General features: G+C 64.9%; 18 protein-coding genes and 1 tRNA gene. 6 read left to right on the plus strand and 13 right to left on the minus strand.

The features are described from left to right. Nucleotides 1-318: 318 nt before the first annotated feature. Nucleotides 319-2,055 carry a polysaccharide biosynthesis tyrosine autokinase gene (locus ACT3S6_RS11420; RefSeq protein ID WP_444555075.1) on the plus strand — a complete coding sequence of 579 codons (1,737 nt, stop codon included), beginning with the start codon at nucleotides 319-321 and terminating at the stop codon, nucleotides 2,053-2,055. Nucleotides 2,056-2,134: 79 nt separating this feature from the next. Here ACT3S6_RS11420 and ACT3S6_RS11425 read toward each other — a convergent pair whose 3' ends face one another. The 9 genes from ACT3S6_RS11425 to ACT3S6_RS11465 form a co-directional block, all read right to left on the minus strand. Further along, nucleotides 2,135-2,725, minus strand: a complete 591-nt coding sequence (locus tag ACT3S6_RS11425; protein WP_444555076.1) for an arsenate reductase/protein-tyrosine-phosphatase family protein — start codon at nucleotides 2,723-2,725, stop codon at nucleotides 2,135-2,137. Nucleotides 2,726-2,864: 139 nt separating this feature from the next. Next, nucleotides 2,865-3,845: a ribose-phosphate diphosphokinase gene (locus ACT3S6_RS11430; protein ID WP_444555077.1), complete on the minus strand. Its 981-nt coding sequence runs from the start codon at nucleotides 3,843-3,845 to the stop codon at nucleotides 2,865-2,867. Nucleotides 3,846-3,929: 84 nt separating this feature from the next. Beyond that, on the minus strand, nucleotides 3,930-5,396 hold the full coding sequence (gene glmU, locus ACT3S6_RS11435) for a bifunctional UDP-N-acetylglucosamine diphosphorylase/glucosamine-1-phosphate N-acetyltransferase GlmU (protein WP_444555078.1): 1,467 nt from the start codon (nucleotides 5,394-5,396) through the stop codon (nucleotides 3,930-3,932). A 143-nt stretch (nucleotides 5,397-5,539) separates the two neighbouring features. After that, a tRNA-Gln gene (locus ACT3S6_RS11440) sits at nucleotides 5,540-5,611 on the minus strand. Between the two features lie 52 nt (nucleotides 5,612-5,663). Next, on the minus strand, nucleotides 5,664-7,478 hold the full coding sequence (locus ACT3S6_RS11445) for an ABC-F family ATP-binding cassette domain-containing protein (RefSeq protein ID WP_444555079.1): 1,815 nt from the start codon (nucleotides 7,476-7,478) through the stop codon (nucleotides 5,664-5,666). Between the two features lie 72 nt (nucleotides 7,479-7,550). Further along, nucleotides 7,551-8,471 (minus strand): 4-(cytidine 5'-diphospho)-2-C-methyl-D-erythritol kinase, encoded by a 921-nt coding sequence (locus ACT3S6_RS11450; RefSeq protein ID WP_444555080.1) that lies wholly within the window; start codon nucleotides 8,469-8,471, stop codon nucleotides 7,551-7,553. Continuing rightward, entirely contained in the window at nucleotides 8,468-9,301 is an 834-nt protein-coding gene (gene rsmA, locus ACT3S6_RS11455) for a 16S rRNA (adenine(1518)-N(6)/adenine(1519)-N(6))-dimethyltransferase RsmA (RefSeq protein ID WP_444555098.1), read from the minus strand. Before rsmA ends, ACT3S6_RS11450 begins: the two co-directional genes overlap by 4 nt. 240 nt (nucleotides 9,302-9,541) lie before the next feature. Then, nucleotides 9,542-10,756, minus strand: a complete 1,215-nt coding sequence (locus tag ACT3S6_RS11460) for a transglycosylase family protein (protein WP_444555081.1) — start codon at nucleotides 10,754-10,756, stop codon at nucleotides 9,542-9,544. 363 nt (nucleotides 10,757-11,119) lie between these two features. Then, nucleotides 11,120-12,121 carry a TatD family hydrolase gene (locus tag ACT3S6_RS11465; RefSeq protein ID WP_444555082.1) on the minus strand — a complete coding sequence of 334 codons (1,002 nt, stop codon included), beginning with the start codon at nucleotides 12,119-12,121 and terminating at the stop codon, nucleotides 11,120-11,122. A 189-nt stretch (nucleotides 12,122-12,310) separates the two neighbouring features. Here ACT3S6_RS11465 and ACT3S6_RS11470 point away from each other — a divergent pair, with 189 nt between their 5' ends. Genes ACT3S6_RS11470 through ACT3S6_RS11480 form a run of 3 tightly spaced genes read left to right on the plus strand, consistent with a single transcriptional unit; the run spans nucleotide 12,311 to nucleotide 17,118 of the window. Beyond that, nucleotides 12,311-13,291, plus strand: a complete 981-nt coding sequence (locus tag ACT3S6_RS11470) for an AAA family ATPase (protein ID WP_444555083.1) — start codon at nucleotides 12,311-12,313, stop codon at nucleotides 13,289-13,291. 12 nt (nucleotides 13,292-13,303) lie between these two features. Next, on the plus strand, nucleotides 13,304-14,701 hold the full coding sequence (locus tag ACT3S6_RS11475; RefSeq protein ID WP_444555084.1) for a DUF58 domain-containing protein: 1,398 nt from the start codon (nucleotides 13,304-13,306) through the stop codon (nucleotides 14,699-14,701). Beyond that, nucleotides 14,698-17,118, plus strand: a complete 2,421-nt coding sequence (locus ACT3S6_RS11480) for a transglutaminase TgpA family protein (protein WP_444555085.1) — start codon at nucleotides 14,698-14,700, stop codon at nucleotides 17,116-17,118. Before ACT3S6_RS11475 ends, ACT3S6_RS11480 begins: the two co-directional genes overlap by 4 nt. Before the next feature lie 99 nt (nucleotides 17,119-17,217). Here the strand turns inward: ACT3S6_RS11480 and ACT3S6_RS11485 are convergent, their stop codons facing one another. Further along, nucleotides 17,218-18,474 (minus strand): hypothetical protein, encoded by a 1,257-nt coding sequence (locus ACT3S6_RS11485; RefSeq protein ID WP_444555086.1) that lies wholly within the window; start codon nucleotides 18,472-18,474, stop codon nucleotides 17,218-17,220. Between the two features lie 615 nt (nucleotides 18,475-19,089). Between ACT3S6_RS11485 and ACT3S6_RS11490 the strand changes: the two genes are divergently transcribed. Then, entirely contained in the window at nucleotides 19,090-19,266 is a 177-nt protein-coding gene (locus tag ACT3S6_RS11490; protein ID WP_444555087.1) for a hypothetical protein, read from the plus strand. On the opposite strand, the gene ACT3S6_RS11495 is transcribed toward ACT3S6_RS11490, so the two are convergent. Together ACT3S6_RS11495 and rsmI are read right to left on the minus strand one after the other, a co-directional pair. Then, nucleotides 19,263-20,744, minus strand: coding sequence for an NAD-dependent succinate-semialdehyde dehydrogenase (locus tag ACT3S6_RS11495; RefSeq protein WP_444555088.1), 1,482 nt, complete (start codon nucleotides 20,742-20,744; stop codon nucleotides 19,263-19,265). The two genes, ACT3S6_RS11490 and ACT3S6_RS11495, sit on opposite strands and share 4 nt — an antisense overlap. Nucleotides 20,745-20,869: 125 nt before the next feature. Next, complete coding sequence (gene rsmI / locus ACT3S6_RS11500) at nucleotides 20,870-21,754, minus strand: 16S rRNA (cytidine(1402)-2'-O)-methyltransferase (RefSeq protein ID WP_444555099.1); 885 nt, start codon at nucleotides 21,752-21,754, stop codon at nucleotides 20,870-20,872. Between the two features lie 64 nt (nucleotides 21,755-21,818). Between rsmI and ACT3S6_RS11505 the strand changes: the two genes are divergently transcribed. Then, a complete protein-coding gene (locus ACT3S6_RS11505) occupies nucleotides 21,819-23,432 on the plus strand; it encodes a dolichyl-phosphate-mannose--protein mannosyltransferase (protein ID WP_444555089.1) in 1,614 nt (537 codons plus the stop codon). A 55-nt stretch (nucleotides 23,433-23,487) separates the two neighbouring features. Here ACT3S6_RS11505 and ACT3S6_RS11510 read toward each other — a convergent pair whose 3' ends face one another. Further along, nucleotides 23,488-24,768, minus strand: coding sequence for a TIGR01906 family membrane protein (locus ACT3S6_RS11510; protein WP_443413570.1), 1,281 nt, complete (start codon nucleotides 24,766-24,768; stop codon nucleotides 23,488-23,490). Nucleotides 24,769-24,794 lie beyond the last annotated feature (26 nt).

The raw sequence follows: 24,794 nt of genomic DNA on the forward strand, positions 1-24,794 counted from the left end.
GATGGACGCCGAGGGCGTTGGGCCTTGTCGATCACGGAAGCCACCGGATAAACATCCAGAAGTTCCCTCGCCTGGGCACTGCGCAATAGTCTAGCAGCCTGCAAACACGGTTCGTTTCTGCTGGCACGAAACGCGAACTTCGTTCCACACCCGAGACCATCCGCTTGAACGAACACAAATAAAGAAAATGCCACCGCTGGGATAGGATCAGTCCGACCCTAAAACCACGCCCGTCCATGATCACGGCCTTTGGGGGACCATTCTTGTCCGAAACACGTGATCATTTGGACGGTAGAGAGCCCTCGGGGGGACTCAATTTTGGATAGCAACGACGCCGCTGGTGCTGAAGCCGGCCCGGATCTTCGCCAGTACTTCAACGTCATCCGTACTTATTGGCGTGGCATTGGGGCAATACTTCTGATCACCATCCTCTTGGCCTTCCTGTGGACGTTGACCCAACCGAAGATCTACCAGGCATCCTCTTCAGGACTCGTCGTCACCGCAGGCGCCGACAGCCTGAACACGGCTCTGGCGGGGGAAACACTGGCCAAATCCAAGGCGGCGAGCTACCAGAGCATCGCCAAGAGCCGCAGCGTCGCTGCCAAGGTGAAGAAGGAACTTGGCCTGGCCGAGTCACCCGATGATTTGCTCGAACAAATCTCCGTTGACGTTCCCGCCGAAACCTCTGAGATCCGCATCAGCGCGAAGTCCGGCGCCCCGGAGGCCACACGTGACCTCGCCAATTCCTGGGTAGAGGCTCTTGCGGCCGAAATCACCAGCATCGAACCGGCCGCGGAATCCGACGAAGGGGCCGGCGAAGCGCCTATCAAGCTCGCCCCCCTGGGGCGCGCCGCCTTGCCGACGGCCCCGGTCTCCCCGAACACGAAGCTCGCCCTCGCGTTGGGCGGCGTCGTCGGCTTAGCGCTCGGCTTGGGCTATGCTCTCCTGCGCGGACACCTGGACCGGCGCATTCGATCCAGCGAAGCCGTGGAGCAGCTGGGGTTGAACGTCGCGGGCACCATCCCCCAGGATCGGCGGTTGACCGAGAAACGCATGATCGTCGAAACCGGCGTCGTAGACCATGGCGATCGCGAGTCTCACGCCTTCTCGGAATCCCTACGCGAACTGCGCACGAACCTGTCCTACATGGACGTAGACAACCCCCCACGCACTATTGTCGTCACCTCATCGGTCCCCGGCGAGGGTAAATCCTCCATTGCGGCGAACCTCGCTGTAGCCGTGGCCGCCACTGGCCGCGAAGTAGTGATCATCGATGGAGACCTCCGTCGCCCGGTCGTCACCGAGGTCTTCGGCCTACCGGACGGAGCCGGACTCACCGACGTCCTCAGCGGCATGGCCGACCTCGAGGATGTACTCCAGCCCTATGGGCCGATTCCGAATCTCTCGGTTCTCGCTGCCGGACGCATCCCTCCGAATCCATCCGAACTACTCGGATCCCGGTCCATGAAGAACCTCCTGCGTGATCTGGCACGTGACCGTGTCGTTATCATCGATGCCCCACCGCTACTGCCCGTCACCGACGCGGCCATCCTGACGAAATCCGCCGATGGTGCGCTAGTGACCGTGAAGGCTGGTTCGACCACTGTCGATGAACTCCAAAAGGCAATAGACAACCTCCGTAAGGTCGAGGGCCGTGTTCTCGGCGCAATCCTGAACCAAGTGCCAACCAAGGGCGCCCAGGCCGGCCAGTACGGCTACTACGGCTACTACGGAAAGTACTATTACTCCAGTGCCGAAGACGGCAAAAATAACCGGCGTAAGGCCTCCCCAACGCCCACGCAGCCGCCTATGGAACCCGTGGAATCCGGACGCGCCCAGCCCTCCCGTGCACCCCGAGCTACCCGCGAGGTCGTCTCCGACGCCAGTGCGCCAGACAACGGAACGGCTGAGGACCAGACGTCGCTCATCCCCAAGTTCCTAGACGACGATTATGACGTGGTTAACTCCGAGCCGGCACAGCGCGACCCGAACCTTGCCTTCGAGGAACTCGTTGCCCCGAGGACGGAAAAGCGACAAGCACGCCGCCGGCTGTAGTCGAGACGCGAAGGCTTCCTCTGGGACCTCTGCCCAGTTGGGGCACGTGTGGTGCCCATGTCGGTCAAACGATGGTCACTCAGGCAATCATGGCGGCTTCGAAATCGACTATTCCTTGCAACGCCGGCAGCAATTCGTCCGTCATCTGCTGGTACACGGCTGTGCTCTCCCGGTAAGGATCGATCACATCGTTTCCTCCCGGAACCAACTCCCGAGCCTCATACCGGTGCCGGGCAGCGACCTTGGGCAGCTCGTTCCACCGGGCCCGGACCTCTTCGAGTCCGCCCCCTCGGTGCAGATCGGATCCTGCCGCAGCGATGACCTCGAGCACACGAGCGAACTCTCGCACGGTATAGGCACGCTTGAGCATCCGCGGGCTCATCGACACGACGGCGCTTCGATGCCCTTCCGTCAGGGCCAACACGAAGTCCGCATCTTTCAGGTGCGCCTCGGTCAGCTGTCGGGCGAGGAACCCCCCGGCCGATCCGCCGGCCCGTTTCAACGACTCTGCTGCACGTTGATCCATTGGTTGTCCGACGAGAGCGCCGGTGCCGGCACTGGTGATTTGAAATGCACCTGGCGCCAACTGCTCTAGTTCTCGTTGCAGATAGCGCTCCACGAAGGGCGAACGACAAATGTTTCCGGTGCATACAGCAAGAATTTTGACCACGCCCCCACCTTACCGTTCGCCGGGTTGGCACCGGCATCGCGCCGCCCCGGGTTCCGCTATGGGCTCGGTGGACGTGACGACGCCCGGCAGATTGACCCTGGGATCCATCTGCCGGGCGTTATTGACTAGGCGTTATTGACTAGGCGTTACCGTCGAAGAGGCTCGTGACCGATCCGTCCTCGAAGACCTCCTTGATCGCGCGGGCGATCAGCGGGGCAATCGACAGGACAGTGAGCTGCTGGAAACGCTTCGAATTCGGGATCGGCAGAGTATTGGTCACCACGATCTCGCGGGCACCCGATTCGGAGAGCCGCTGAGCGGCCGGATCGGAAAGCACAGCGTGCGTGGCGGCGATGATGACATCCTTGGCGCCGGCGTCCATCAGCACGCGCACCGCCCCCGAAATCGTGCCACCGGTATCGATCATGTCGTCGATGAGTACGCACGTACGGCCCTTGACCTGTCCCACAACGGTCTTGGAAACCGCTTGGTTCGGAACCGTCAGGTCACGTGACTTGTGCACGAATGCCAGCGGGGCCCCGCCCAGGCGTTCGGCCCACTGCTCGGCAACGCGGACGCGTCCGGTATCCGGGGAGACGACGGTGACGTTGTCGACCTCGACGCGTCCACGGATGTAATCGGCCAGCAACGGGATGGCGAAGAGGTGGTCGACCGGTCCGTCGAAGAAACCCTGGATCTGCGCGGTGTGCAGATCCACGCTCATCACGCGGTCCGCACCGGCAGTCCGGTAGAGATCGGCGACCAGACGGGCCGAGATCGGCTCGCGACCACGACCCTTCTTGTCTTGGCGCGCGTAGGGGTAGAACGGCGAGACCACGGTGATGCGGCGGGCCGAGGCGCGCTTCATCGAATCAATCATGATCAGTTGTTCCATCAACCAGTTGTTCAGCGGTGCCGGGTGGGCCTGGATGATGAAGACGTCCTTGCCGCGCACGCTCTCGCCGGAGCGGACGTAGATCTCGCCATTGGCGAAGTCATAGGCGGATAAGGGCAGCAGCTCGGTATCCAGGGCCGAAGCAATCTCCTCGGCCAGCTCCGGGTGTGCACGGCCGGAGGCCAACACCAGCTTGTTGTCGACGTTGTGGCGCAGTTCGCTCATGTGTTCACTTTCTCACTCGGGAGGGTTTCGTGCTGTCTGTTGGAGGGTCGGTGAAACGGCCCGGCGGACCGGGACTGGTGGGTGTTAGTCGGTGGCGGGAAGTTTGGCGGCATCGTCGTTGCGTCCGGCCTGGGCCGCGGCTTCGGCTGCCGCGCTACCGGGACGCTTGGCCTCGGTCCAGCCTTCCTTATTCTGCTGCGGGGCCACGGACAGGGCCAAGGCCCCGGCCGGAACGTCTTTGCGCACGATGGCCCCGGCGCCAGTGTAGGCGCCGTCGCCGATGGTGACGGGGGCGATGAACACGGTGTTGGAGCTGGTGCGTACATGCGAGCCGATCAGAGTGCGGTGCTTGTTGACGCCATCGTAGTTGGCGGTGATGTTGCCGCAACCAATGTTGCTGTATTCGCCGATGTCCGCGTCGCCGGCATAGCCCAGATGGGAGAGCTTGGAACCACGCCCGACCGTGACGTTCTTCGTCTCATAGAAGGCGCCGATCTTGCCGGCTTCGCCGAGGTTCGTACCCGGGCGCACATAGGTGAAGGGGCCCACGGAAGCGCCAGCGGCGATGAGCGAGGACGTCACGTCGCTGCGCTTGACGACGGCGTTCTGGCCCACTTGGGTGTCGGTCAGCGTGGAGTCCGGACCGATCACACTCCCGGTGCCGATCGCGGTGGAACCGTGCAGCTGGGTGCCTGGCTTGATGGTGACGTCCGGGGACAGCGCGACTGAGGCGTCGACCCAAGTGGTTTGCGGATCGATGACCGTGACTCCTGCACGCATCCACTTCTCGAGGATGCGACGGTTCATTTCCTTCCCCAAGGAGGAGAGCTGGGCGCGATCGTTGACGCCTTCGACCTGCCACTGGTCGGAGGTGACCATGGCGGCAACGCGTCCGCCGTCGTTGCGTGCGATGCCCAACACATCGGTCAGGTACATCTCGCCTTGGGCGTTGTCGGTGGTGACGCTGGCCAGCGCATTTCGAAGGACCTCCGCGTCGAAGGCGTAGATACCGGAGTTAATCTCGTTGATGGCCCGCTGCTCCGCGGTGGCGTCCTTGTGTTCGACGATCCCCTCGACGGTCCCGTCGGTGGAACGAACGATGCGGCCATAACCGGTGGCATCTGTAAGTTCAGCGGTCAAGACCGTGACGGCATTGTGCTCGGTCTCATGCGCCGCGACGAGGCCGCCGATGAGTTCGGTGGTCAGCAGGGGTACGTCGCCGTAGGTCACCACCACCGTTCCCGTCAGGTCGCCGGGCAGCTGGTCGAGGCCGACCTGTACGGCCCGGCCCGTTCCCGGGATCTCATCCTGGTCGGCGATGATGATGGACGGGTCGATGTCGAGCAGGTGATTGACGACGATTTCGCGCTCAAAGCGGACGACAGCGACCAGGCGCTCAGGCTGCAGACCCTGGGCTGCGGCGATCGCGTGTCCGACGAGGGAACGGCCGGCAATCTCATGCAGGATCTTCGGTTTCGCGGATTTCATTCGGGTGCCGGCCCCTGCTGCGAGGACGATGACAGCGGCCGGTGTATTGGCTTCCACGCTCAAGTTCTGAACTCCCTGCGATGTTGGCGTTTGGGGCCCGGAACCCGGGCCAACCCAGTCTACCGCTTCGTATTGCTGGCTGGATTCGCACGGACCACCCATGAGCCGTTGCATCGAGAGCAGCACCATGCACGCCGGGGACGGGGTTCCGCCCATAGGATTCGAACCTATACTCCACAGCTCCAAAGGCTGGGGTGCTGCCATTACACCAGGGCGGATCATGTCCCGCAGGGGGAACACGGTTAACTATTCTGCCACAAACCGGCGTAACTACTGTCCGGCAGCCTCGGCTGCTTCCAACCAGGCCTCTTCGAGTGCCTCGTGCTCGGACTGAAGCTCCTTGAGCTCGGCATTCAGCGCTGACAGGCCATCGACGTCCATCCCCTCGGAAGCCGTCGCCATCTTCGTGTGGAGGCGTTCCTCCTGGGCCGAGAGTTTGGCCAGCTTCCTGTCGATGCGGTTGATTTCCTTGCGCGCCTCACGTTTATCTGCCTCGCTGGCCTCTCCCCTGGATGCTGCCGCACCGTTTCCCGCAGCCTCCGGGGCTGCCGGTCCGGTGGTGGCTCCGCCGGTCCCGGCCCCGGCACGCAACTGCAGGTACTGTTCGACGCCGCCGGGAAGATCGCGGATTTGTCCGTCGCCCAGCAGCGCCACCTGGTGGTCGGTCACGCGCTCGAGCAGGTAGCGGTCGTGGCTGACGACCACGAGGGTTCCGGGCCAGGAATCCAGCAGGTCCTCGACGGCGGCGAGCGTATCGGTGTCCAGGTCGTTGGTCGGTTCGTCGAGCATCAGCACATTGGGTTCGCCGACCAACAGCCTCAGTAGTTGGAGTCGCCGTCGTTCACCACCTGAGAGGTCCCGGACCGGGGTCCACTGCTTTTCCTGGGTGAATCCGAGCTGCTCGATCAGCTGTCCGGCAGAGACTTCCCTGCCTCCGACGCTAAAGACGTTCTTCTCGTCCTGGATGACCTCGATAACGCGTCGGTCCGAAAGTTCATCGAGCTCGGTGACTTCCTGGGTCAGCATGGCCGTCTGGACGGTCTTGCCGCGTTTGATCCGCCCCTCGTTGGGTTCGACCTGGCCATTGAGCAGACGCAGCAGCGTTGATTTGCCCGACCCATTGACCCCGACGATCCCCAGCCGCTCCCCGGGCGCCAAGCGCAGGGTGACGTTCTTGAACAGGGGGGCACCGCCGTCGTACGCGAGGGAGACATGCTCCAGATCCAGCACGTCCTTGCCCTGGCGAGCCGTGGCCATTTTCGACAGAGCGACGGTGTCACGCGGTTGCGGAACGTCGGCGATGATGTCGTTGGCCGCGTCGATCCTGAACTTCGGCTTCGCCGTACGTGCCGGGGCGCCCCGTCGCAGCCAGGCCAATTCCTTCTTGACCAGTTGCTGGCGCTTGCCTTCCGTGACCGCCTCCGACCTGTCGCGTTCGGCACGGGCGAGCACATAGGCGGCATATCCGCCGTCGAACGCCTCCACGATCCCGTCGTGGACCTCCCAGGTGCGCGTGCTGATCTCGTCGAGGAACCAACGGTCGTGGGTGATCACCAGTAGTGCCCCTTGGTTGGCACGCCAGCGACGCTTCAGATGGTCGGCCAGCCAGGCGACGCCTTCGACGTCGAGATGGTTGGTGGGTTCATCGAGCATGATGACGTCATCGTCGCCGATGAGCAGCTTCGCCAGGGCGACGCGACGGCGCTGTCCGCCGGAAAGGTCCGAGACCCGTGCATTCCAGTCGACCTCTCCGACCAGGCCGCCCATGATTTCGCGGATCTTCGGGTTCGAGGCCCATTCGTAGGCGGCGGCGTCACCGACGATGGCCTGGCCGACTTCGAGGTCGCCATCCAGGACATCCTGCTGGTCGAGGTACCCGACCTGGACGTCGCTGCGCTTGGTCACCCGCCCGGAATCGGGGTCCTGGCGGCGGGCCAGCAGGCGCATGAGCGTTGATTTGCCGTCACCATTGCGACCGACCATGCCGATGCGGTCGCCTTGTTCCAAGCCGAGGGTGACCTCGTCCAGGATGGTGCGGGTGGCGAAGGCGACGGAGACGTTCTCCGCGCCGAGCAGATGTGCCAAAGTATTATGTTCCTTCGTCGGTGGTGTTCAGAGGTAGCCGGTGGCCCCTGTGGTGGGCCCGGTGCGTCGGCGTCAGATGATCTGGGCTCCGTGGACCGGTCCGTGCACAGTGTGCGTGTCGATTCCTGCTTCGTCGATCAGCACGGTGGCCAGTTCGCCGGCATGTGAGGGGTCCTCGGCGAGCAGCGCGATCGTGGGTCCGGATCCGGAGACCAGGGCCGTCAGGGCCCCGGCATTGCGGCCCATCTCCAGCACCGCCGTCAGCTCGGGCGCCAGCTGGACCGCGGCGCTGGTGAGGTCGTTGCCCAACAGGCCGGGCAACAACACCAGGTCGTGGCCCACGAGTGCCTGGACCACTTGTGGATCCACGGCCCGGGGTTCCTCGATGGCCTCGTCCCCGCGCAGGATATCCAGTTGTTGGTACACCGCCGGGGTGGACAATCCGTAGCTGGCCAGCGCCAGGACCCAGTCGGTGCGGTTGCGCAACAACAGGGGCGAGAGTTCATCGCCGACGCCGAGTCCGACGGCGGCACCGCCGGAGAGCGCGAAGGGCACGTCGGCACCGAGCCGGGCGCCCAGCCGTCCGAGTTCCTCACGGGTCAGGCCGGTTCCCCACAGACCGTTGCAGGCCACCAGTGCCGCCGCGGCATCGGCCGATCCCCCGCCCATGCCACCGGCAATCGGGACCCGCTTGGTGATCTCGAGGTTGACTCCTGCCTCATGACCGGTGTGTTCGGCCAGCAGGCGGGCGGCCCGGACGACGAGGTTGTCCTCGCCCAGCGGGAAGGACTCGGGGTCCTCGACAGCGGTGGAGGCCTCGTTGAGCGCCACGGTGATCCGCCCGTCCGTCCGTGCCGTGGCGGCCACATCCTCGAAGAGGGAGACGGCCAGATACAGGCTGGCGACCGAGTGGTAGCCGTCCTCCCGGGGGGCGCCGACCCGGAAGTAGATGTTGATCTTCCCGGGGGCGCGGGCCACGACGGTCTGGTTCATGCCCCGACCCCGTTGTCCTGTCCGGCCAGGTTCCGTGCTTCGGCGATGCGCGCGAAATCCTCGATGACCAGCCGCTCCCCGCGGGCCTGCGGGTCCACGCCTGCGGCACGGAGCGCCCGTTCTGCGGCGTCGGCGCCCCCGGCCCAACCAGCCAGTGCGGCACGCAGGGTCTTACGACGTTGGGCGAAGGCCGCGTCGATGGCATCGAACACCTCGGAACGGCTGGCCGTGGTCCGTGGTGGTTCATGGCGTTCGAAGGAGACCAGTCCCGACTGGATCTTCGGGGCCGGCCAGAAGACGTTCATCCCGATGACTCCAGCCTTGCGCATCCTGCCGTACCAGGCGGCCTTGAGGCTGGGGATGCCGTAGGTCTTGTTCCCGGGACCGGCGCAGAGCCGATCGGCCACTTCGTCCTGGACCATGACCAGTCCGTGCCGCAGGCTCGGGAAGTGTTCGAGCAGGTGCAGGACCACGGGAACGGCCACGTTATAGGGCAGGTTGGCGACCAGGGACGTGGGCGCGTGCGGCAGCTCGGTGACCCGCATCGCGTCCCCGAGGACGACGTCGAGGTTCGACGCCAGGGAGGGGCGGAATTCGGCGACGGTTTGGGGCAGGCGTTGGGACAGTTTGGGATCGATCTCCACGGCGACGACCCGTTGGGCGGCATCCAGCAGACCCAGGGTGAGCGAACCGAGTCCGGGGCCGACCTCAAGAACGGTTTCCTCCGGGTCGATCCGGGCTGTGGCGACGATGCGTCGGATGGTGTTGCCGTCGATGACGAAGTTCTGGCCCAGCGTCTTGGTCGGACGGACCTCCAACTCCGCGGCCAGCCGGCGGATCTCGGTGGCTCCGAGTAGTCGCGGTGTCTCCGGATCCCGCCGTGGGGTCTGCTCGGGGTCCGGCCCGGAGGCGGAGTGGGGGGTCTGGGAGTCGTCAGTCACGGGTTCAATCCTAGTAGAGGTCGGAGGGCCTGCGGTTTCGTCTCCACACCCATTCCGGAAAGCACTGAAGGGCCCCGCAGTGCGGGGCCCTTCAGCAACGTTCGATCCGTGGCGGATCAGCTGCTGGATCTAGCGCAGGCCGAGCTTGGAGGAGCAGGCAGGCCAGTGGCCCCAGCCACCGTTGGCGCGCAGCTTCTCAGCCACGGCGACCTGCTGGGACGGGGTGGCCTGGTGCGGCAGGGCAGCGTACTTGCCGCCGCCGGCGCCGATCCAGCTGTTGCGGTTGAACTGCAGGCCACCGTAGTAGCCGTTGCCGGTGTTGATCGACCAGTTCCCGCCGGACTCGCACTTGGCCAGTGCCTTCCAGTTGGCGGAAACCCCGCCGGACGAGGCTGTGGTTCCGCCCGTGGAAGCCTTCTTGACTGGCTTGTCTTCCTTCTTATCCGGCTTGTCGTCCTTCTTCGCCGGTTCGGCCTTCTTCTCCGGCTCTTCCTTCTTCTCGGGCTTCTTGGTGCCCAGGGCGACTTCGGCGTCCACCGGCTTGGTGGTGACCTTGTTGCTGGTCAGTTTGCGGGATTCTTCCTTGCCATCACGGGTGGTGACGGTATAGGTCAGGGTCCGCTCGCCATCCTTGCCGGCGGTGACGGTCTTGGTCTTGCCGAGGGCGAGATCGCCGTCCTTGTTCTTCTCCACGCCGTGGGCCACGGTCCGGGTGTCGGTATCGGTCGTGGTCTTCACCCGAACGAGCTTCACCTTCAGACCGTCCTTGAGTTCGGTGGCTGCGGCAACCGAGAGTTCGTCGTCGGCCCCGATCTTCACGCCTTCGCTCTTCAGTGCGTCACCGACCGTGCCCTCGGTGGTCTTGATGCTGCGGGTCTTGCCGTCGGCGTTCAGCTTGAGGGTCTTCACCGTGCTGATCTGCAACGGGGTGCTCAGCGAGGCGAGCTCGAGCTGGGGTCCGTTGGAGACATCGGCGGCATCACCGACATTGAGCTGGTCGAGCACATCGGCGACGGTCAGGCCGGTGGTATGCACCACGCGGTCCACCCCGTCGATGGACACATCCACTGATTTGTTCCGGTTCACCGTGATGGCATCACCATCGGCTACGGCGGTATCGACACCCGGAGAGACCTCGTCATCGGCGTCGATATTGATGTCGGCGGAGGACAGCATCTCGCCGACGGTTCCAGCGTAGGCCTGGACGCTCTGGGTCTCGCCGTCGACGGTCACGGCAACCGTCTTATTGGCTCCGACGAAGGAGACGAGGCCGAGGATCAACGCGGTCAAGGCAACCGCCTGGGCGCCGGTTTTGACCCAGCGGTTCTTGAAGGCTTTCTGCACGGATTTCCAGTCTTTGTGTTCTTCCGGGCACGGGGAGAGCGCCGGGACGGGTTGTCCCTTGGAGTTGATCCAAGGGGCAGCCCCGGGCTGCCTTACAGTGGTTCACGCACCGGCAGGAACCGGTTGGGCGTACGAACGGAACGTCCAAACGATCATCATTGCTGGTGCTTGAGCCCCGAAGACCTTCCCCGATCCCGGCTACTCTGTTGACTACCGTAACCGGTTCGTTATCTTGTGACAACCTCGACGTCATCGAACAGCGGAATCCTGCGGATTTCCGGGCTTTTTCCCGCTTCCACTTCGTGATCAATCCCGTTCGGCGGTGACCGGCTCGTGACTTATGCCGTCGCCCTCAAGTCACGGCTAAAAGCTGCCGTATGCCGCCGCCGTGTTCCGTGCGATCCTGTCGCAGAGTCCATCGACGTCGGTCTGTAGGGTCTCCGCCATGGAACGCACGGTGTAGGGGATCAGGTAGCTGGCATTGGGTCGACCGCGAAAGGGGTGCGGGGTCAGGAACGGGGCATCGGTTTCCACCAAGACCAATGCGGGGTCGGCGATCGCCAGGGCCTCGCGCAGGTCGCGGGAGTTCTTGAAGGTCACGGTCCCCGAAAAGGACATGTACCAGCCGTGCGCGTTGCAGATCCGCGCTAGCTCGGCATCACCGGAGAAGCAGTGGAAGACGACGGTGTCGGGGATCGGGACCTGCCCCAGGATCTCCACGATGTCCGCATGCGCCTCCCGGTCATGGATCTGTACGGCCTGGTCATGACGGACGGCCATCTCCAGGTGGGCCCTGAAGGATTCCTGCTGCGCCGGACGTCCCTCCTGCCCGGTACGGAAGTAATCCAACCCGGTCTCCCCCACGGCCCGCACCCGCGGGTCCCCGGCCAGCCGGTCGATCTCGGCGAGCGCGGCCTCCAGTTCCCCGCGCTCGGCCAGCCGGGACGCGTCATTAGGGTGGATGGCCACGGCCGCCAGCACGCGGGGGTCGGCATGGGCTGCTTCGACCGCGAAGCGGGAGGACTCGACGTCGCAACCGACCTGGATGATCCCGGAGACCCCGACAGCGTTGGCTGTATCGAGCGCCTGGGCCACCGCGACCGTCACCTCGCCGTCACCGAAGTCCAGATGGGTGTGGTTGTCCACCACGGGAAAGGCCAGCGGTTCGGGAGCCGGCGGGTAGGAGTCATCGCGTTTGCTGCCGTTGGCGGCCTTCGAGTCGCGACGGGAACCGCCAGCCGACTCCCGGGCCGCCGGGTCCTCCCCGCTGGCGCGGTAGGCCGGTGGGGTGTCTCCGGGCAGGACGACGCCGTCGTCGCTCCCTGTCTCGGCTGGGGAGACATCCGGTCGAGGGGAAGGGCACATGGAGGGACTCCTGAAACGGGGACTGAATTTTTCGGCGGGCGGGCCGGACATCTAGGCTACCGCCGCAAACGAACCCTCAGGGGGCTGCCGGAACCCGGATCCACTCCTCGTGAGCCGCGTCACTCTTTTGATGGGTAGGCTGAAGGGGCACGGACCCCATCACGGACCAGAACACAGGGAGTAGACGCAGTGTCGACAACCACGGAACTCCCGTTGCCCTCCTCGGAGGAATTCGGCGTCGTCACGAGCCGCATCCTGAAGGCCATCGGCACGGTGATCGACGGGAAACCGGAGGTCGCCCGAACGGCGTTGCGCGTGCTGCTGGCCCAGGGGCACCTGCTGCTGGAGGATGTTCCCGGTGTCGGCAAGACCCTGCTGGCCAAGACCCTGGCACGTTCCGTGGCTGCCACGGTGAACCGCATCCAGTTCACCCCTGACCTGCTGCCTTCCGACGTCACCGGTGTCTCCATCTACAACCAGGACTCCCACGGATTCGAATTCCGCAGGGGTCCGGTCTTCGCTAACCTCCTCATCGGGGACGAAATCAACCGCGCGTCGGCCAAAACGCAGTCAGCACTACTGGAATGCATGGAGGAACACCAGGTCACCGTAGACGGGACGACCTACCCACTGGCCGCCCCCTTCATGGTCATCGCAACGCAGAACCCGATTGAGCTCGAGGGCACGTTCCCGCTACCCGAAGCCCAACGCGACCGGTTCATGGCCCGGGTATCCATGGGGTACCCGGATACGGAGGCCGAATTGTCCATGTTGCGGAACCACCAGTCCGATTCGCCCCTGCAACGGGTCAGCCCCGTCGTGGACACAGCCACCTTGCTTTCGCTGATCGACATCGTCAAGGCTGTCCATGTAGCGGACGCCGTGCAGGAATACATCGTGGCACTGGGGCAGGCGACCCGCACCCACCCGGATATCCGCCTCGGGGCCAGCCCGCGGGCCCTGCTCCAGCTCCTGCGTGCTTCCAAGGCCGAGGCGGCACTGAACGGCCGAGACTTCGTGCTGCCCGACGACGTCGTGGCCAACTGCCCCTCGGTGCTCGGGCACCGGCTCGTGCTCCATCGCAAGGCGGAGATCGGCGGGACCACCGTGCAGGACCTCGTCGAATCGCTGCTGGCACAGGTCCCTGTCCGGACCGCAGCGCGCAGCTGAGCCGGACGGCACATGGTGGACAGCGGAACCGGGCTCGGGCGCACAGGCCGTGAACCGTTGCGGGTCCGCCTGCGGCTCTGGTTCCTCACACCCCGCGGCTGGGCCCTCTTCGTCTGTGGTGCCGTGGCCCTGCTCCTGGCCTGGTTCCTGGGCCGGCGCGAACTGGTCAACATCTCGATCTTCCTGCTGACCGTCCCGCTGCTCTCGGCAGCTGCCGTCGCCCTGGGGCGCACGCGGTTGAAGGTCCGCCGCAGCTTCGGCCCCGACCCGGTCACCACCGGCGCCTCCACCACGGTGACATTGTCACTGGGCCACGCCTCTCCCTTGCCCGCGGGGACGGCCATGAACGAACACCTCCCACAGGGCTTCGGCAACACGCCGACGTTCTCCGCCGACGATCCCGGCCAGGCAGCGGCAGCAGAGAAGACCACCGCCTACCGCTATCGGCTGCGGCCCACCCATCGGGGTGTCTACGCGATCGGTCCGCTACGCGTGCAGCTCTCGGATCCCTTCGGACTGGCCATGCGGCCCATCGCCGTGGACCGCCCCACACCGCTGACCGTGGTGCCCCCGGTGCTCCCCCTGCCCGTCACCGGGGTCCTGGGCAGCACGGGCACCCGTGGAACGGCCACCTCACATCACCAGGCCACCCCCGAGAACGACGACGTCATGACTCGTGAATACCGTGATGGCGATTCGCTGCGGCGGGTGCATTGGCCGGCGACCGCCCGGCACAACACGTTGATGGTCCGTCAGGAACAATTTCAACGCACCCCCCGCGCCACGCTCGTCGTGGACACCGAGCCGCTTCCCTACCAGGGCAGCTACGTCGGTTCCGATGCCCCGACCCCGATCCCGAACTTCCAGGACGCACCCGGAACCACGACCCCCTGCTTCGACTGGAACATCGGGGCGGTGATCTCCATGGGAGCGCATCTGGCCGAGCAGGGCTACGACCTCGAGGTCCTCGACGAGACCGGCCGCCCTCTCACCGACGCGGTGCCGGGGGCCCCCGGTCCCGGGACCGGGCTGTTCACCGGCCCCCACGCTGCCGAGGATCTCCAGCTTTCCTTGGCGTCAGTGGGTTTGAGGCCGGCACCACCCCGCGGCCAGAAAACAGCGGCTGACTCCCGGGACTTCTCCCCCCGCGGCGGGAACAACCCCCTGCTGCTGTTGACCGGCGCCCCCACCGGTGAACGGGCCGAGGCCTGGGTGCAACGGATCGGTACCCACCGAAGTGTCATGGTGTTCCTGGTCGCCAGTCGCCCCGGTGCCACCTGGGCCGGCACGCGGGTCTTTCGTACCGCAGGCTGGACGGCAGTACCCGTCGACGCGAAGACCCCGCTGGCCGATGCTTGGCTGGAACTGGCCGTCCGGGAACGGCGCACCGGCGCCCGGGGGCGGGCATGAGCGCCCCGCCCGACACCGCCCGGGCACCAACCCGGCAGAAACCATCGCGGCGGCGGAACCGTGGAACCCAGTGGCTGCTCTTCGCGGCCCTGCTCTTTGCCGTCCTGGCCCCGGTCAGCGGACTCTGGGGGGTCATCGACGGTCGCCTGTGGTTCGATAATGCGACCGTCACCGTCGCCGGAACCCTCGCCACCGGAACCGTGATCCGGGTCCGGGGCCATTCCTATTGGCTGACCTTCACCGCTTCGCTGGCCGGGCTGATCGCCATGCTCACCCTGCAGTTCCTGCCCTCCACCGCCGTACTCGGGGTGATCCCCACCGCCGAAAGCGTGCGCCGGGCCCTGGACTTCTATCCAGAGGCCAGGGACGCCGTCCTGGTCCAGGCCCAGCCCGTATTGTCCGAGGACCCCATCATCTTCTTCACCTGTCTGGCCGCAGGGCTGACGGCCCTGATGGTGCACCTGGCGGTCGTGGGCCTACGGGTCCCGGCACTGAGCGCTGTGCCGCTGTCGGTCTTCCTGGTCACCGCCTCCCTGGTCAAAACCGATGGGGCTGGCCTGCTGCATGTGGGCCTGACCGCCATCGGCTACCTTCTGGTGCTTGCCGGCGCCCGCCTGGAGCGCCGCGCCACCGCCCCCGGGGCTGCGCTACGCACCGGTGTGCTGCGTCAGGGCGCCCTCATCGCCGTCGGTGCGCTTGCCCTGATGCTCGTGGTGCCCCTTGCCCTACCCGGTTTCTCCCAGGGGCTCATGCCACAGGGCCAGCGGCTCTACCTTTTCGGCAAGCCCAGCGGGGTGAACCCGGTGCTGAACCTGGGGGCGAACCTGCGTGACCGCCTGGGCGTGACCACCTTGACCTATTACACGGACTCCCCCGACCCGCTCTACCTGCGCACCTCGGTCATCTCCGATCTGGGGGCCAAACGGTGGGAGCCTTCGGATATCGAGGTTCCGCGGGATCACAGCACCGGCAACCTCGCCCCCTGGCCCGACGGCGACGTTCCACAGACCGTGCCGAACACCAGGACGGTACACACCCGGGTGGTGACGGGAAACTACCAGAGCCCTTGGCTGCCGATGCCCCGCGAGGCGGCCTCGGTGACCGGGCTGGCCCAGGAGTGGGGGTATAACGGCGAAACCGACACCATGTTCGCCCAGACCGAGACCACGAGCAGGAAGCTGGACTACACGGTCACCTCGCAGGTGCCGGTGATCGACGCCGCCGCATTGGAGGCCAGCTCCGCCCTCCTGGCCAAGGACCCGGGGTTCGGTGCCGACCAGCTGCCCGAAACCTATACCCGGCTTCCCGACGACCTGCCGAGGATCATCCCCGAGACCGCCCGCCGGATCACCAAGGAGGCGAAGGCCACCACCGCCTACGACGAGGCCGTGGCACTGCAGGAGGAACTGCGCAGCGTTGACTACACCTATTCGGAGCAGACACCGCTGGAACAGGGGTACGACGGCAACGGGATCAGCGTCGTGGCGGCGTTCCTAGAGAAGAAGAGTGGATACTGCACCCACTATTCCTCGGCCATGGCGCTGATGGCCCGCTCGTTGGGCGTTCCCAGCCGGGTCGTGGTCGGCTACGCGCCCGGCCAAAGCAGCGGGGCACAAGCCCTGGGCTCGGATGGAAAGCAGTGGACCGGCTACGAACTGAGCCCCCGCAGCGCCCACGCTTGGCCCGAACTCTTCTTCCCCGACCTCGGTTGGGTCCCCTTCGAACCCACCCCCGGCCGCGGGACCACCCCGTCCTACGCCACCGACAGCCCGGACGGCGGGCCCGCCCCCTCACAGGCACCGGATACCGATCCCACGCGTGGCAGGACCATCCCCGACGCGAATCCAAACGCCGAACCCTCGACCCCACCAGCGGCCGGATCTCAGGGATCCGGGAACGACGACGGGGCTTCCGCAACGATGCCGGCGCTGCTGGCCCTGGTGGCGCTGCTGGGGCTCTTTGGTCCTTTCGGGATCCGTCGTTGGCAACGGGCCCGCCGGATCCGCCGCATCCACCGGGCCACCAACTGGCGCGATGCCGTGGCCAGCGCCTGGGAAGAACTACTGGCCCTGGGCCGGGACTATGGACACGCCCAGCGCCCCCAGGAAACCGACGCCGAGTATGCCGCACGGCTACAAGAGCATCTGCCCGATGCGGCCCCGGAGGTGCAACGGCTCCGTGAAGCCTTCGAACGGGCGAGCTTCTCCCTAGACGCGCAGCCGCACCGCCAGTTGGTTCCGCGCGGCCCGGCCAGCGGCATCCATCGCCCCCAAGCCAGCCGGGAGCTGGCCCTGGATCAGGCGCTGAGCGGTGCCCTGACCGACATCGAGCAGGCGTTCTCCGATGCGGCCAGCCCCGGACGCCAATTCCTGGCCCGGGCCTGGCCCGCCTCGCTGGCCTCGCGCGTTAGGTCCTGAAGCGGGAGGCGCTTAAATGAGGTTCTCTTTTGGTGCCCGACCTCAGAAGCAGAAATCACAAAAGGCCCGGCGTATGGGGTTAGTGAGCAAGCTGAACTGTCACAGCCGAGCACCAGCAGCTGTCATGTTGTTAGGTAACAACAACTCCAATTCATCTCTAAGGCTCCTAAGCTGCGCTTGTTCCGAGACTCGCATCCCCGCAGCTTGATTGAGCATGCTTTCACCGAGCGGAGACCAAAGAAGGGAAAGGAACGAAAATCGAGGGCAAGGGTTCGAAAACTTGACTCTCCTCAGCCATAGCCAACGCGCGATATCCAAGCCCCAACTGAGCATCCACATGAAAACAATCAGTATGGCATACGGGAAACCTTGGGCGTTGTTATCAGCATCATTCGACCCATCGAAGCTTGAGCCATCAAGAAATGTCGCGATGAAAATAATCAGAATAGTGGCGCCTGTCAGCATCAACGCAAAGATATAAAACCCGTATCCACGCGAAGTTCCAGTCACATAGCGTCGGAGAAACGAGGTGTTTCTTCGACGATCAATCTCCGCCTGAACTCCGAAGATCGCTAAAAAGATACTGCCGATCGATAAAACGACCGAAAGACCGCAGGCAACTACCAACTTAAATATCGGGTTTCCTGAAAAATTCGGTAATTGTAGATAAATTAGAATCAAAATCGCGAATATTGTTGCCCGAGCCAAAAATCCGAAAATAATCTTACGCGTTAGCGGCTTTCCTGATGTGACGATTTCATCGTCAGGATGACCCCACGCCATCCGCCAGTAGTGATCATTTTCTTGAATACGTTCTTTCGAAACTACGTGGCGGATCGATGCTCGACCTAGATAGCCAGCATTGCCCGACTCAGTTAGGAAAGCCATAGCCAAGCCGGCGAATAAAGCCAAGATTCCGAGGAGTTCACTTCCGGGATCTGATGAAGGCAAGACAGCTTTGGCAAAACCCGCGATGCCTGCGGAGAGGCCAACGACACCTGACACATTGAGTGCAGATTCGCCAAGCTTCACGACCTGTTTTGCATGGGCTGAATTGGCATCAATATCCGGTGGAGCGGCTGAACCCACAGCAAGTCCAATCACTATCGCTGCACTTACTCCGATCACCGTCAGGCTCTCCTGAGGCGTTGGAAGGATCTCCGGAATAGCTGAAAACAAGCTGTGCGGAGAAATTTCTTCAGACTTGGCAATCGCAAGGATCAGAGTGAATCCAGCGACGAATGTGAATGCCCCAAACGCCAGCGACCAAATCCGCTGATACGGGTTCAGAAGAACTTTTCGTTGATCGTGGCCAGACGATGAATTGATGACTATATCCTTACCTATCCCAACCATTCCCTTAAACGATATGTCGCAGGCGCCTGCTTGGCGTCATAGGACTGGAACCCCGGGTTCAAAGCTAGGCGTGGATAGCTAGCCCAGCGGTCTTGTCCGTCTACTCGAACCGGAGTGGATTCGTGGAGCCGCATTGGAACGTCTGGAGGTTCCAGTCATAAATCAGCGTACCTACGTCGATCCGGATGTCCATGCCCGGTGAATTCTGGGCTGCGCGCTCGATCAACGCGCCGGTGAGATCAAGAGAGAGAACATATGACCGTGAACAACGCCGACGGCGTGCACTGAGTCGGGGCTCTGGAGCCGCCGGTAAGGATCGACGACGAGGCCGACCCAACCGGTTTCGGGCTTGCCTCTTCACTTCAGTCACCCAGCAGGACCTGCGCGGGCGGACAGGCCACCCTCGACCGAAACCACGGCTAAAAGCTCACGGTGACGCCGGATATCCATGGACCCGTAGTTCGGAGAAGATGGCCCGGATGCACTGGTCGTGACCGACACAGCCCGCAGCATGCCCCATACGCTGAGTTCGATTCAGGTCGTAGATAAACAGGTTGCGGAGCTGTTTATGTTTTGCGGATTCGCTGATCATGCGGCCAACCAGGCCACCGCCAGTTGGTTCCGCGCGGCCCGGCCAGCGGCATCCATCGCCCCCAGGCCAGCCGGGAGCTGGCCCTGGATCAGGCGCTGAGCGGTGCGCTGACCGACATCGAGCAGGCGTTCTCCGATGCGGCCAGCCCCGGACGCCAATTCCTGGCCCGGGCCTGGCCCGCCTCGCTGGCCGGGTCCTAGACGGCGTACGGGTCGGCGATGCCGATGTACTGGGCGCTGGTGTACTCGTTGAGGCCTTCGGAGCCGCCTTCACGGCCCATGCCCGACTGCTTGACCCCGCCGAACGGGGCAGCGGCATTGGAGATGACACCGGCGTTGAAGCCCACCAGGCCGAACTCGATCTGCTCTGATACGCGGAACATGCGGTTGAAGTCCCCGGAGTAGACGTAGGAGGCCAGCCCGTATTCGGTGGAATTGGCCAGTTTGATGGCCTCCTCCTCGCTCTCGAACGTGGTCACCGGGGCGACGGGGCCGAAGATCTCGGTGTTCAGGATCGCCGCGCCGTTCGGGACGTTGGCCAGCACGGTCGGCTCGTAGAAGTAGCCCTCGCCCTCGCGTGCCTTGCCACCGGTGACGGCCTCGGCGCCGGCCTCGATCGCGGCGGTGACCAGGGAGTGCACGTCATCACGGGCACCCGCGTCGATGAGCGGGCCGACCTTCGAAGCGTCCTCGGTGCCCCGGCCCAGGGTCAGCGCACCCATGGCCTCGGCGAATTTGCGGGTGAATTCCCCGGCCACGGAGGCCTGGACCAGGAAGCGGTTGGCCGAGGTGCAGGCCTCGCCCATGTTGCGCATCTTCGCGCCCATGGCCCCTTCGACGGCCTGATCCAGGTCGGCGTCGGCGAAGACGATGAACGGGGCGTTTCCGCCCAGTTCCATGGAGGTGCGCAGCACGTTGTCGGCGGCGTCTTTGAGTAGCTGCTTGCCCACCGGCGTCGAACCGGTGAAGGAGACCTTACGCAGCCGCGGATCCTGCATCAGCGGGCCCGAGATGCCCGAAGCCGACTTGGAGCATGTCACGTTCAACACCCCTGCCGGCAGCCCGGCCTCCAGCATGGTGGCCGCGAACAGCTGACTGGTCAACGGCGTGAGCTTCGCGGGCTTGAGCACCATCGTGCAGCCGGCGGCGACCGCCGGGCCGACCTTGCGGGTGGCCATGGCCAGCGGGAAATTCCAGGGGGTGATCAGCAGGCACGGGCCCACCGGTTTGCGCTGCACGAGGATCTTGTTCTTGCCCTCGGGTGTGGTCACGTAGCGGCCGTAGTCGCGGACCGCTTCCTCGGAGAACCAACGCAGGAACTCCGAACCGTAAGTGACCTCGCCCCGGGATTCGGCCAGCGGCTTGCCCATTTCCAAGGTCATCAGCAGGGCGAAGTCCTCGGCACGAGCGGTCACCAGGTCGAAAGCACGGCGCAGGATCTCGGCGCGTTCGCGGGCCGGGGTGCGGGCCCATGCCGCCTGTGCCGCGTCGGCGGCGTCGAGCGCGGCCATCGCATCCTCGCTGGTGGCCGAGGCCAGGGTGGCCAGCACCTTGCCGGTGGCCGGGTCATGGACGTCGAAGGTTCCGCCGTCGGAGGCATCACGCCATTCCCCGTTGATTAGCAGGCCGGTGGGAACGGAGGCGAGCAGTTCGGTTTCGCGCTCTGGGGTGATGGTCATCGTTGGTCTCTCCCGCGTCAGGATGGATGGGGTTCTGTCAGGCCTCACGTTAGTCAGAGGTCCTCCCGGCTGTAAATGCAGGGATGCATCATGACCACCGGGCCTTGTTGTGCATCCGCCCGGGGCTAGCGACGGGCCTCGAGGACCGCTGCGTAGAGTTCGCGCTTGGAGATCCGCTCCCGTTCGGCAATGGCGGCCACCGCGTCCTTGAGCCGCAGGCCACCGCGTTCGAGTTCCTGGACGGCCGTGACGTGGTCGATAGCGCGGGACGGGGTATCGGCGGCGGCCCCCTCGACGACGACGGCGATCTCCCCACGGACCCGCTCCTCGGCCCATTCGAGCAACTCCAGCAGGGAACCGCGCTTTACTTCCTCATGCATCTTGGTCAGCTCCCGGGCGACGGCTGCCCGGCGGTCATGGCCGAAGGCGTCGGCGAGCGCCCGCAGCATGGGGGCCAGTCGGTGGGGGGCTTCGAAGAAGACCATGGTGCGCCGTTCCTTCTCCAGTTCGGCCAGACGTCCGGCCCGCTCCCCCGGCTTACGCGGAAGGAACCCTTCGAAGGTGAATCGATCGGTCGGCAGGCCGGAGAGGGCCAGCGCGGTCAACACTGCGGAGGGCCCGGGCACGGCGGTGACCAGCAGGCCCTGGGCGCCGGCCGCCTCCACGAGGCGGAACCCGGGGTCTGAGACGGCAGGCATACCGGCGTCGGAGACCATCAACACGGTCAGCCCCTGGCGGACCAGCGCCAGTAGTTCGGCGGTCTTCACGGCCTCGTTGTGCTCGTGGTAGCTGATCACCCGACCCGGGATCCGCAACCCCAATGCCTGGGCCAGATGGTGGAACCTGCGGGTGTCCTCCGCGGCAATGACATCGGCGCCGGTCATCAACTCGATCAATCGCGGGGAGGCATCCCCCAGGTTCCCGATCGGGGTGGCGGCCAGCACGATCTGCCCGTTCGTCCCCTCTGCCCCGGGCTGGGCCGAGAGTGCGGGTTCCGGGATCTCGGACACGGGGGCTGCAGGATCATTATTCACCCCGCCAGCCTACCGTCGGCAGCGCCGGTAGAGTTGTCACGTGAGCGCCCTGAAAACCTCCCGCCCCGTCTGGATCCAGACCCCGCGGTCCGCCTTCACCTATCAGGCCCTCTCGGCGAGGTTGCACGGCGCAGTGGCTCCGGTGACGCGGCTGACGTGGATGGTCCCGCTGGTGATCACGATCATCGCGGCTCTCATGCGCCTGGTGGACCTGGATCAACCCCACGCCCTCACCTTCGACGAGACGTACTACGTCAAGGACGCGTTCACACTGATCTCCAACGGACACGAAATGGAGTGGCCAGACGATCCCAATCCAGCCTTCCTGGATGGCAAGCCGGCCCCGTTGGACAGCGCCGAATACGTGGTCCACCCACCCTTGGGTAAATGGATGATCGCCGTGGGGATGATCCTCTTCGGCACCGACCGCGGGATGGGATGGCGTTTTTCTGCAGCTATCGTGGGAACCTTGGCCGTCCTGCTGGTCACCCTCATCGCCCAGCGCCTGTTCAACTCGGTCACCCTTGGCGCTGTGGCTGGCGGACTGAGCGCCGTCGACGGCCACCAGCTGGTCCTGTCGCGGACCTCATTGTTGGACATCTTCCAGATGTTCTTCATCGTCGCCGCCTTCTACGCCCTGCTCTTGGACCGCTCTCACGGGCGCAGGATCCTGGCCAAGAAGGTCTGCGCAGCGGTGGACCCGGAGACCGGTGTGCCCTCACGGGCCTTCCTGGAACACGGGCCGTGGATGGCGTGGCGGCCGTGGCGGTTGGTGTTCGCGCTGATGCTCGGCGGCGGGTTGGGCGTGAAGTGGTCGATGCTCTCCTTCGTCGCGGTCTTCTGCCTGCTGACGGTCTTGTGGGATATGCAGGCACGACGGACCGTGGGAATCCGTCACTGGTTCACCGCGGGGATCATCCGCGATGGGATCCCGGCGTTCTTCCTCATCATCCCGCTGACCGTTGCCACCTATGTGTCGACCTGGGCTGGTTGGTTTGTCACGGCCGGCGGCTACGACCGCACCTGGGCGGCGGATCATCCCGGCGAAGGGGTGGGATGGCTGCCGGCCCCGCTCCGCTCTCTCTGGGAGTACCACCGCAGCGCCTACGAGTTCCACCAGGGGCTCAGTTCCCCGCATGCCTGGGAGTCGGGCCCCTGGACCTGGCTGTTCGCCGGACGGCCCGTGCTGTTCTTTTACCACGGCTCGGAGGCCGGGGATCCGGGCTGTCCGGTGGGTTCGTGCGCCTCGGTGGTCACCGACCTACCCAACCCGATCCTCTGGTGGGCTGCGACCCTCTCGTTGCTCGTGGTGCTGCTGTTCTGGGCCGGCCGCCGCGATTGGAGGACCGGGGCCATCCTGGCGGGCATCCTCGCCGGTCTCGGACCATGGTTCCTGTATTCGCAGCGCACCATGTTCTTCTTCTACACGATCACCTTCGAACCCTTCATGATCCTGTCGCTGACCTTCGTGCTCGCCCTGGCCCTGGGTGGGGTGGGTGCTTCCGTGGCCAGACGCCGGATCGGGCTCATCGGTGTGACGGCCTTTCTGGCACTGGTGGTCTTGGTCTCCGCGTTCTTCTGGCCGGTCTGGACCGGCCAGACGATTCCCTACGAGGCCTGGCGGCTGCGTTTGTGGATGCCCAGCTGGGGCTGAGGGTCCCGGAACCGTCCGGAAACACCGCGGCCCGCTTTCGTGGGTGGAACCTGGTTTAGAGCAGGCCCATTTCCCGGTCCACCTGGCGTTGCCGCGCCCGGTCACGGCGCTTGCGTGAGGGCCAGTTGGTGATCAGGAACACCAGGGAGGTGATGAGCACCAGCCCGGCGATCACGATTCCCGCATCCATCCAGAACTGTTCCGGGTAGAGGCGGATCAAGGTGTCGTTGGCGTGGAACGTCCAGTTGCCTTGGGCGAAGAACAGCTCGTGGAAGTCCGTGAAGAACGTCCCGAAGTTCAGCACAGCCAGTACCGTCAGCGCGATCATCACGACCAGGGTGATGACCGAACCGGCGAAGAACGCCCGGCGGATGCCTCCCGCGTAGCGGCACCATAGGTACAGGCAGATCAGGATGGCCAGCAAGGTCAGGATGATCCCTGCGGCATACGTGATCCCGATGATGGATTTCACGTCGGCCATATGGGACACCTCATTGGCCAGGAACAGCGGGTCCCCGTTGGTGTCCACCAGGTTACCCAGATAGGCGGAGGGAGCCGAGTTGTTGATGTAGTCCACCCCGTAGTTCCCATAGGTCAGCCGGTCGGCTTGGCTGAAACCATAGCCGTCCGAAGGGAACCCTGGACGGTGATAGTCCAACCAGAGGAACCAGGAACTGGCTACCGCACGAATGGACCCGATGACCACGATGAAGGGGAAGGCAATCGCCAGGAAGGTCTGCACGATCCGCGCGAACACCGGTTTGGCCGTCAGCGCGGCGTCTCGGGCGTGCTGACGGCGCTGGGCTTCCCGGTCGGTTTCGGCGGCAGGTCCTGCGGGGATCGGTTCCTGACGTTTGGCTGCGGCCGCCGAATCGGCGCGTACCGTTTCCCCGTCGGTATCCGGATCCTGACCGGCCAACGGTTCCGCGGCAACTGCCGCTCCCGTTGCGGCGTCCTGCTCCGAACGGGGCATCGCCTGGGTCTGGGAGGAAGGCTCCTGCTGCCATGCCGGCAAGGCCTGGGTGCGGGAGTCGTCGGTTGCGCTCGGCTCGTCGGTGGCAGAGGCTGCCGCGTTTTCATCGCCCGTGGCCGCGGCGAATTCGGAGTCCCAGGCCTCGGGGGTTTCCGCTACCGCGGGTGAACCGGTATCGGCACCTTCGCCTCTGATGGCAGCTGTTTCCCGGGTGGCGTTTTGTGGGGTGTCGACCATGGGCTCCTCCGGATCCGGCCCCTTCAGGAACTCAGGAACTTCCGGGTCGTCCGCGGTGGGCGCCGGCCGGTCGTTGTCCAGGTCCCCGGGTTCGGGTCCTTCTGGCACGGCGTTCTTATTCTCCATCAATGTGTCCTTCCCTGTTGGCATGC

It is taken from the genome of Arthrobacter sp. AOP36-C1-22 (genome assembly GCF_052377515.1).
Lineage (GTDB): Bacteria > Actinomycetota > Actinomycetes > Actinomycetales > Micrococcaceae > Arthrobacter_H.

Coding starts and splice junctions, on each gene's coding strand:
- ACT3S6_RS11430 (WP_444555077.1), bottom strand. CDS start 3,845: ATGAGCGAACTGCGCCACAACGTCGACAACAAGCTGGTGTTGGCCTCC.
- ACT3S6_RS11450 (WP_444555080.1), bottom strand. CDS start 8,471: ATGAACCAGACCGTCGTGGCCCGCGCCCCCGGGAAGATCAACATCTAC.
- ACT3S6_RS11465 (WP_444555082.1), bottom strand. CDS start 12,121: ATGTGCCCTTCCCCTCGACCGGATGTCTCCCCAGCCGAGACAGGGAGC.
- ACT3S6_RS11475 (WP_444555084.1), top strand. CDS start 13,304: ATGGTGGACAGCGGAACCGGGCTCGGGCGCACAGGCCGTGAACCGTTG.
- ACT3S6_RS11480 (WP_444555085.1), top strand. CDS start 14,698: ATGAGCGCCCCGCCCGACACCGCCCGGGCACCAACCCGGCAGAAACCA.
- ACT3S6_RS11485 (WP_444555086.1), bottom strand. CDS start 18,474: ATGGTTGGGATAGGTAAGGATATAGTCATCAATTCATCGTCTGGCCAC.
- ACT3S6_RS11495 (WP_444555088.1), bottom strand. CDS start 20,744: ATGACCATCACCCCAGAGCGCGAAACCGAACTGCTCGCCTCCGTTCCC.
- ACT3S6_RS11510 (WP_443413570.1), bottom strand. CDS start 24,768: ATGGAGAATAAGAACGCCGTGCCAGAAGGACCCGAACCCGGGGACCTG.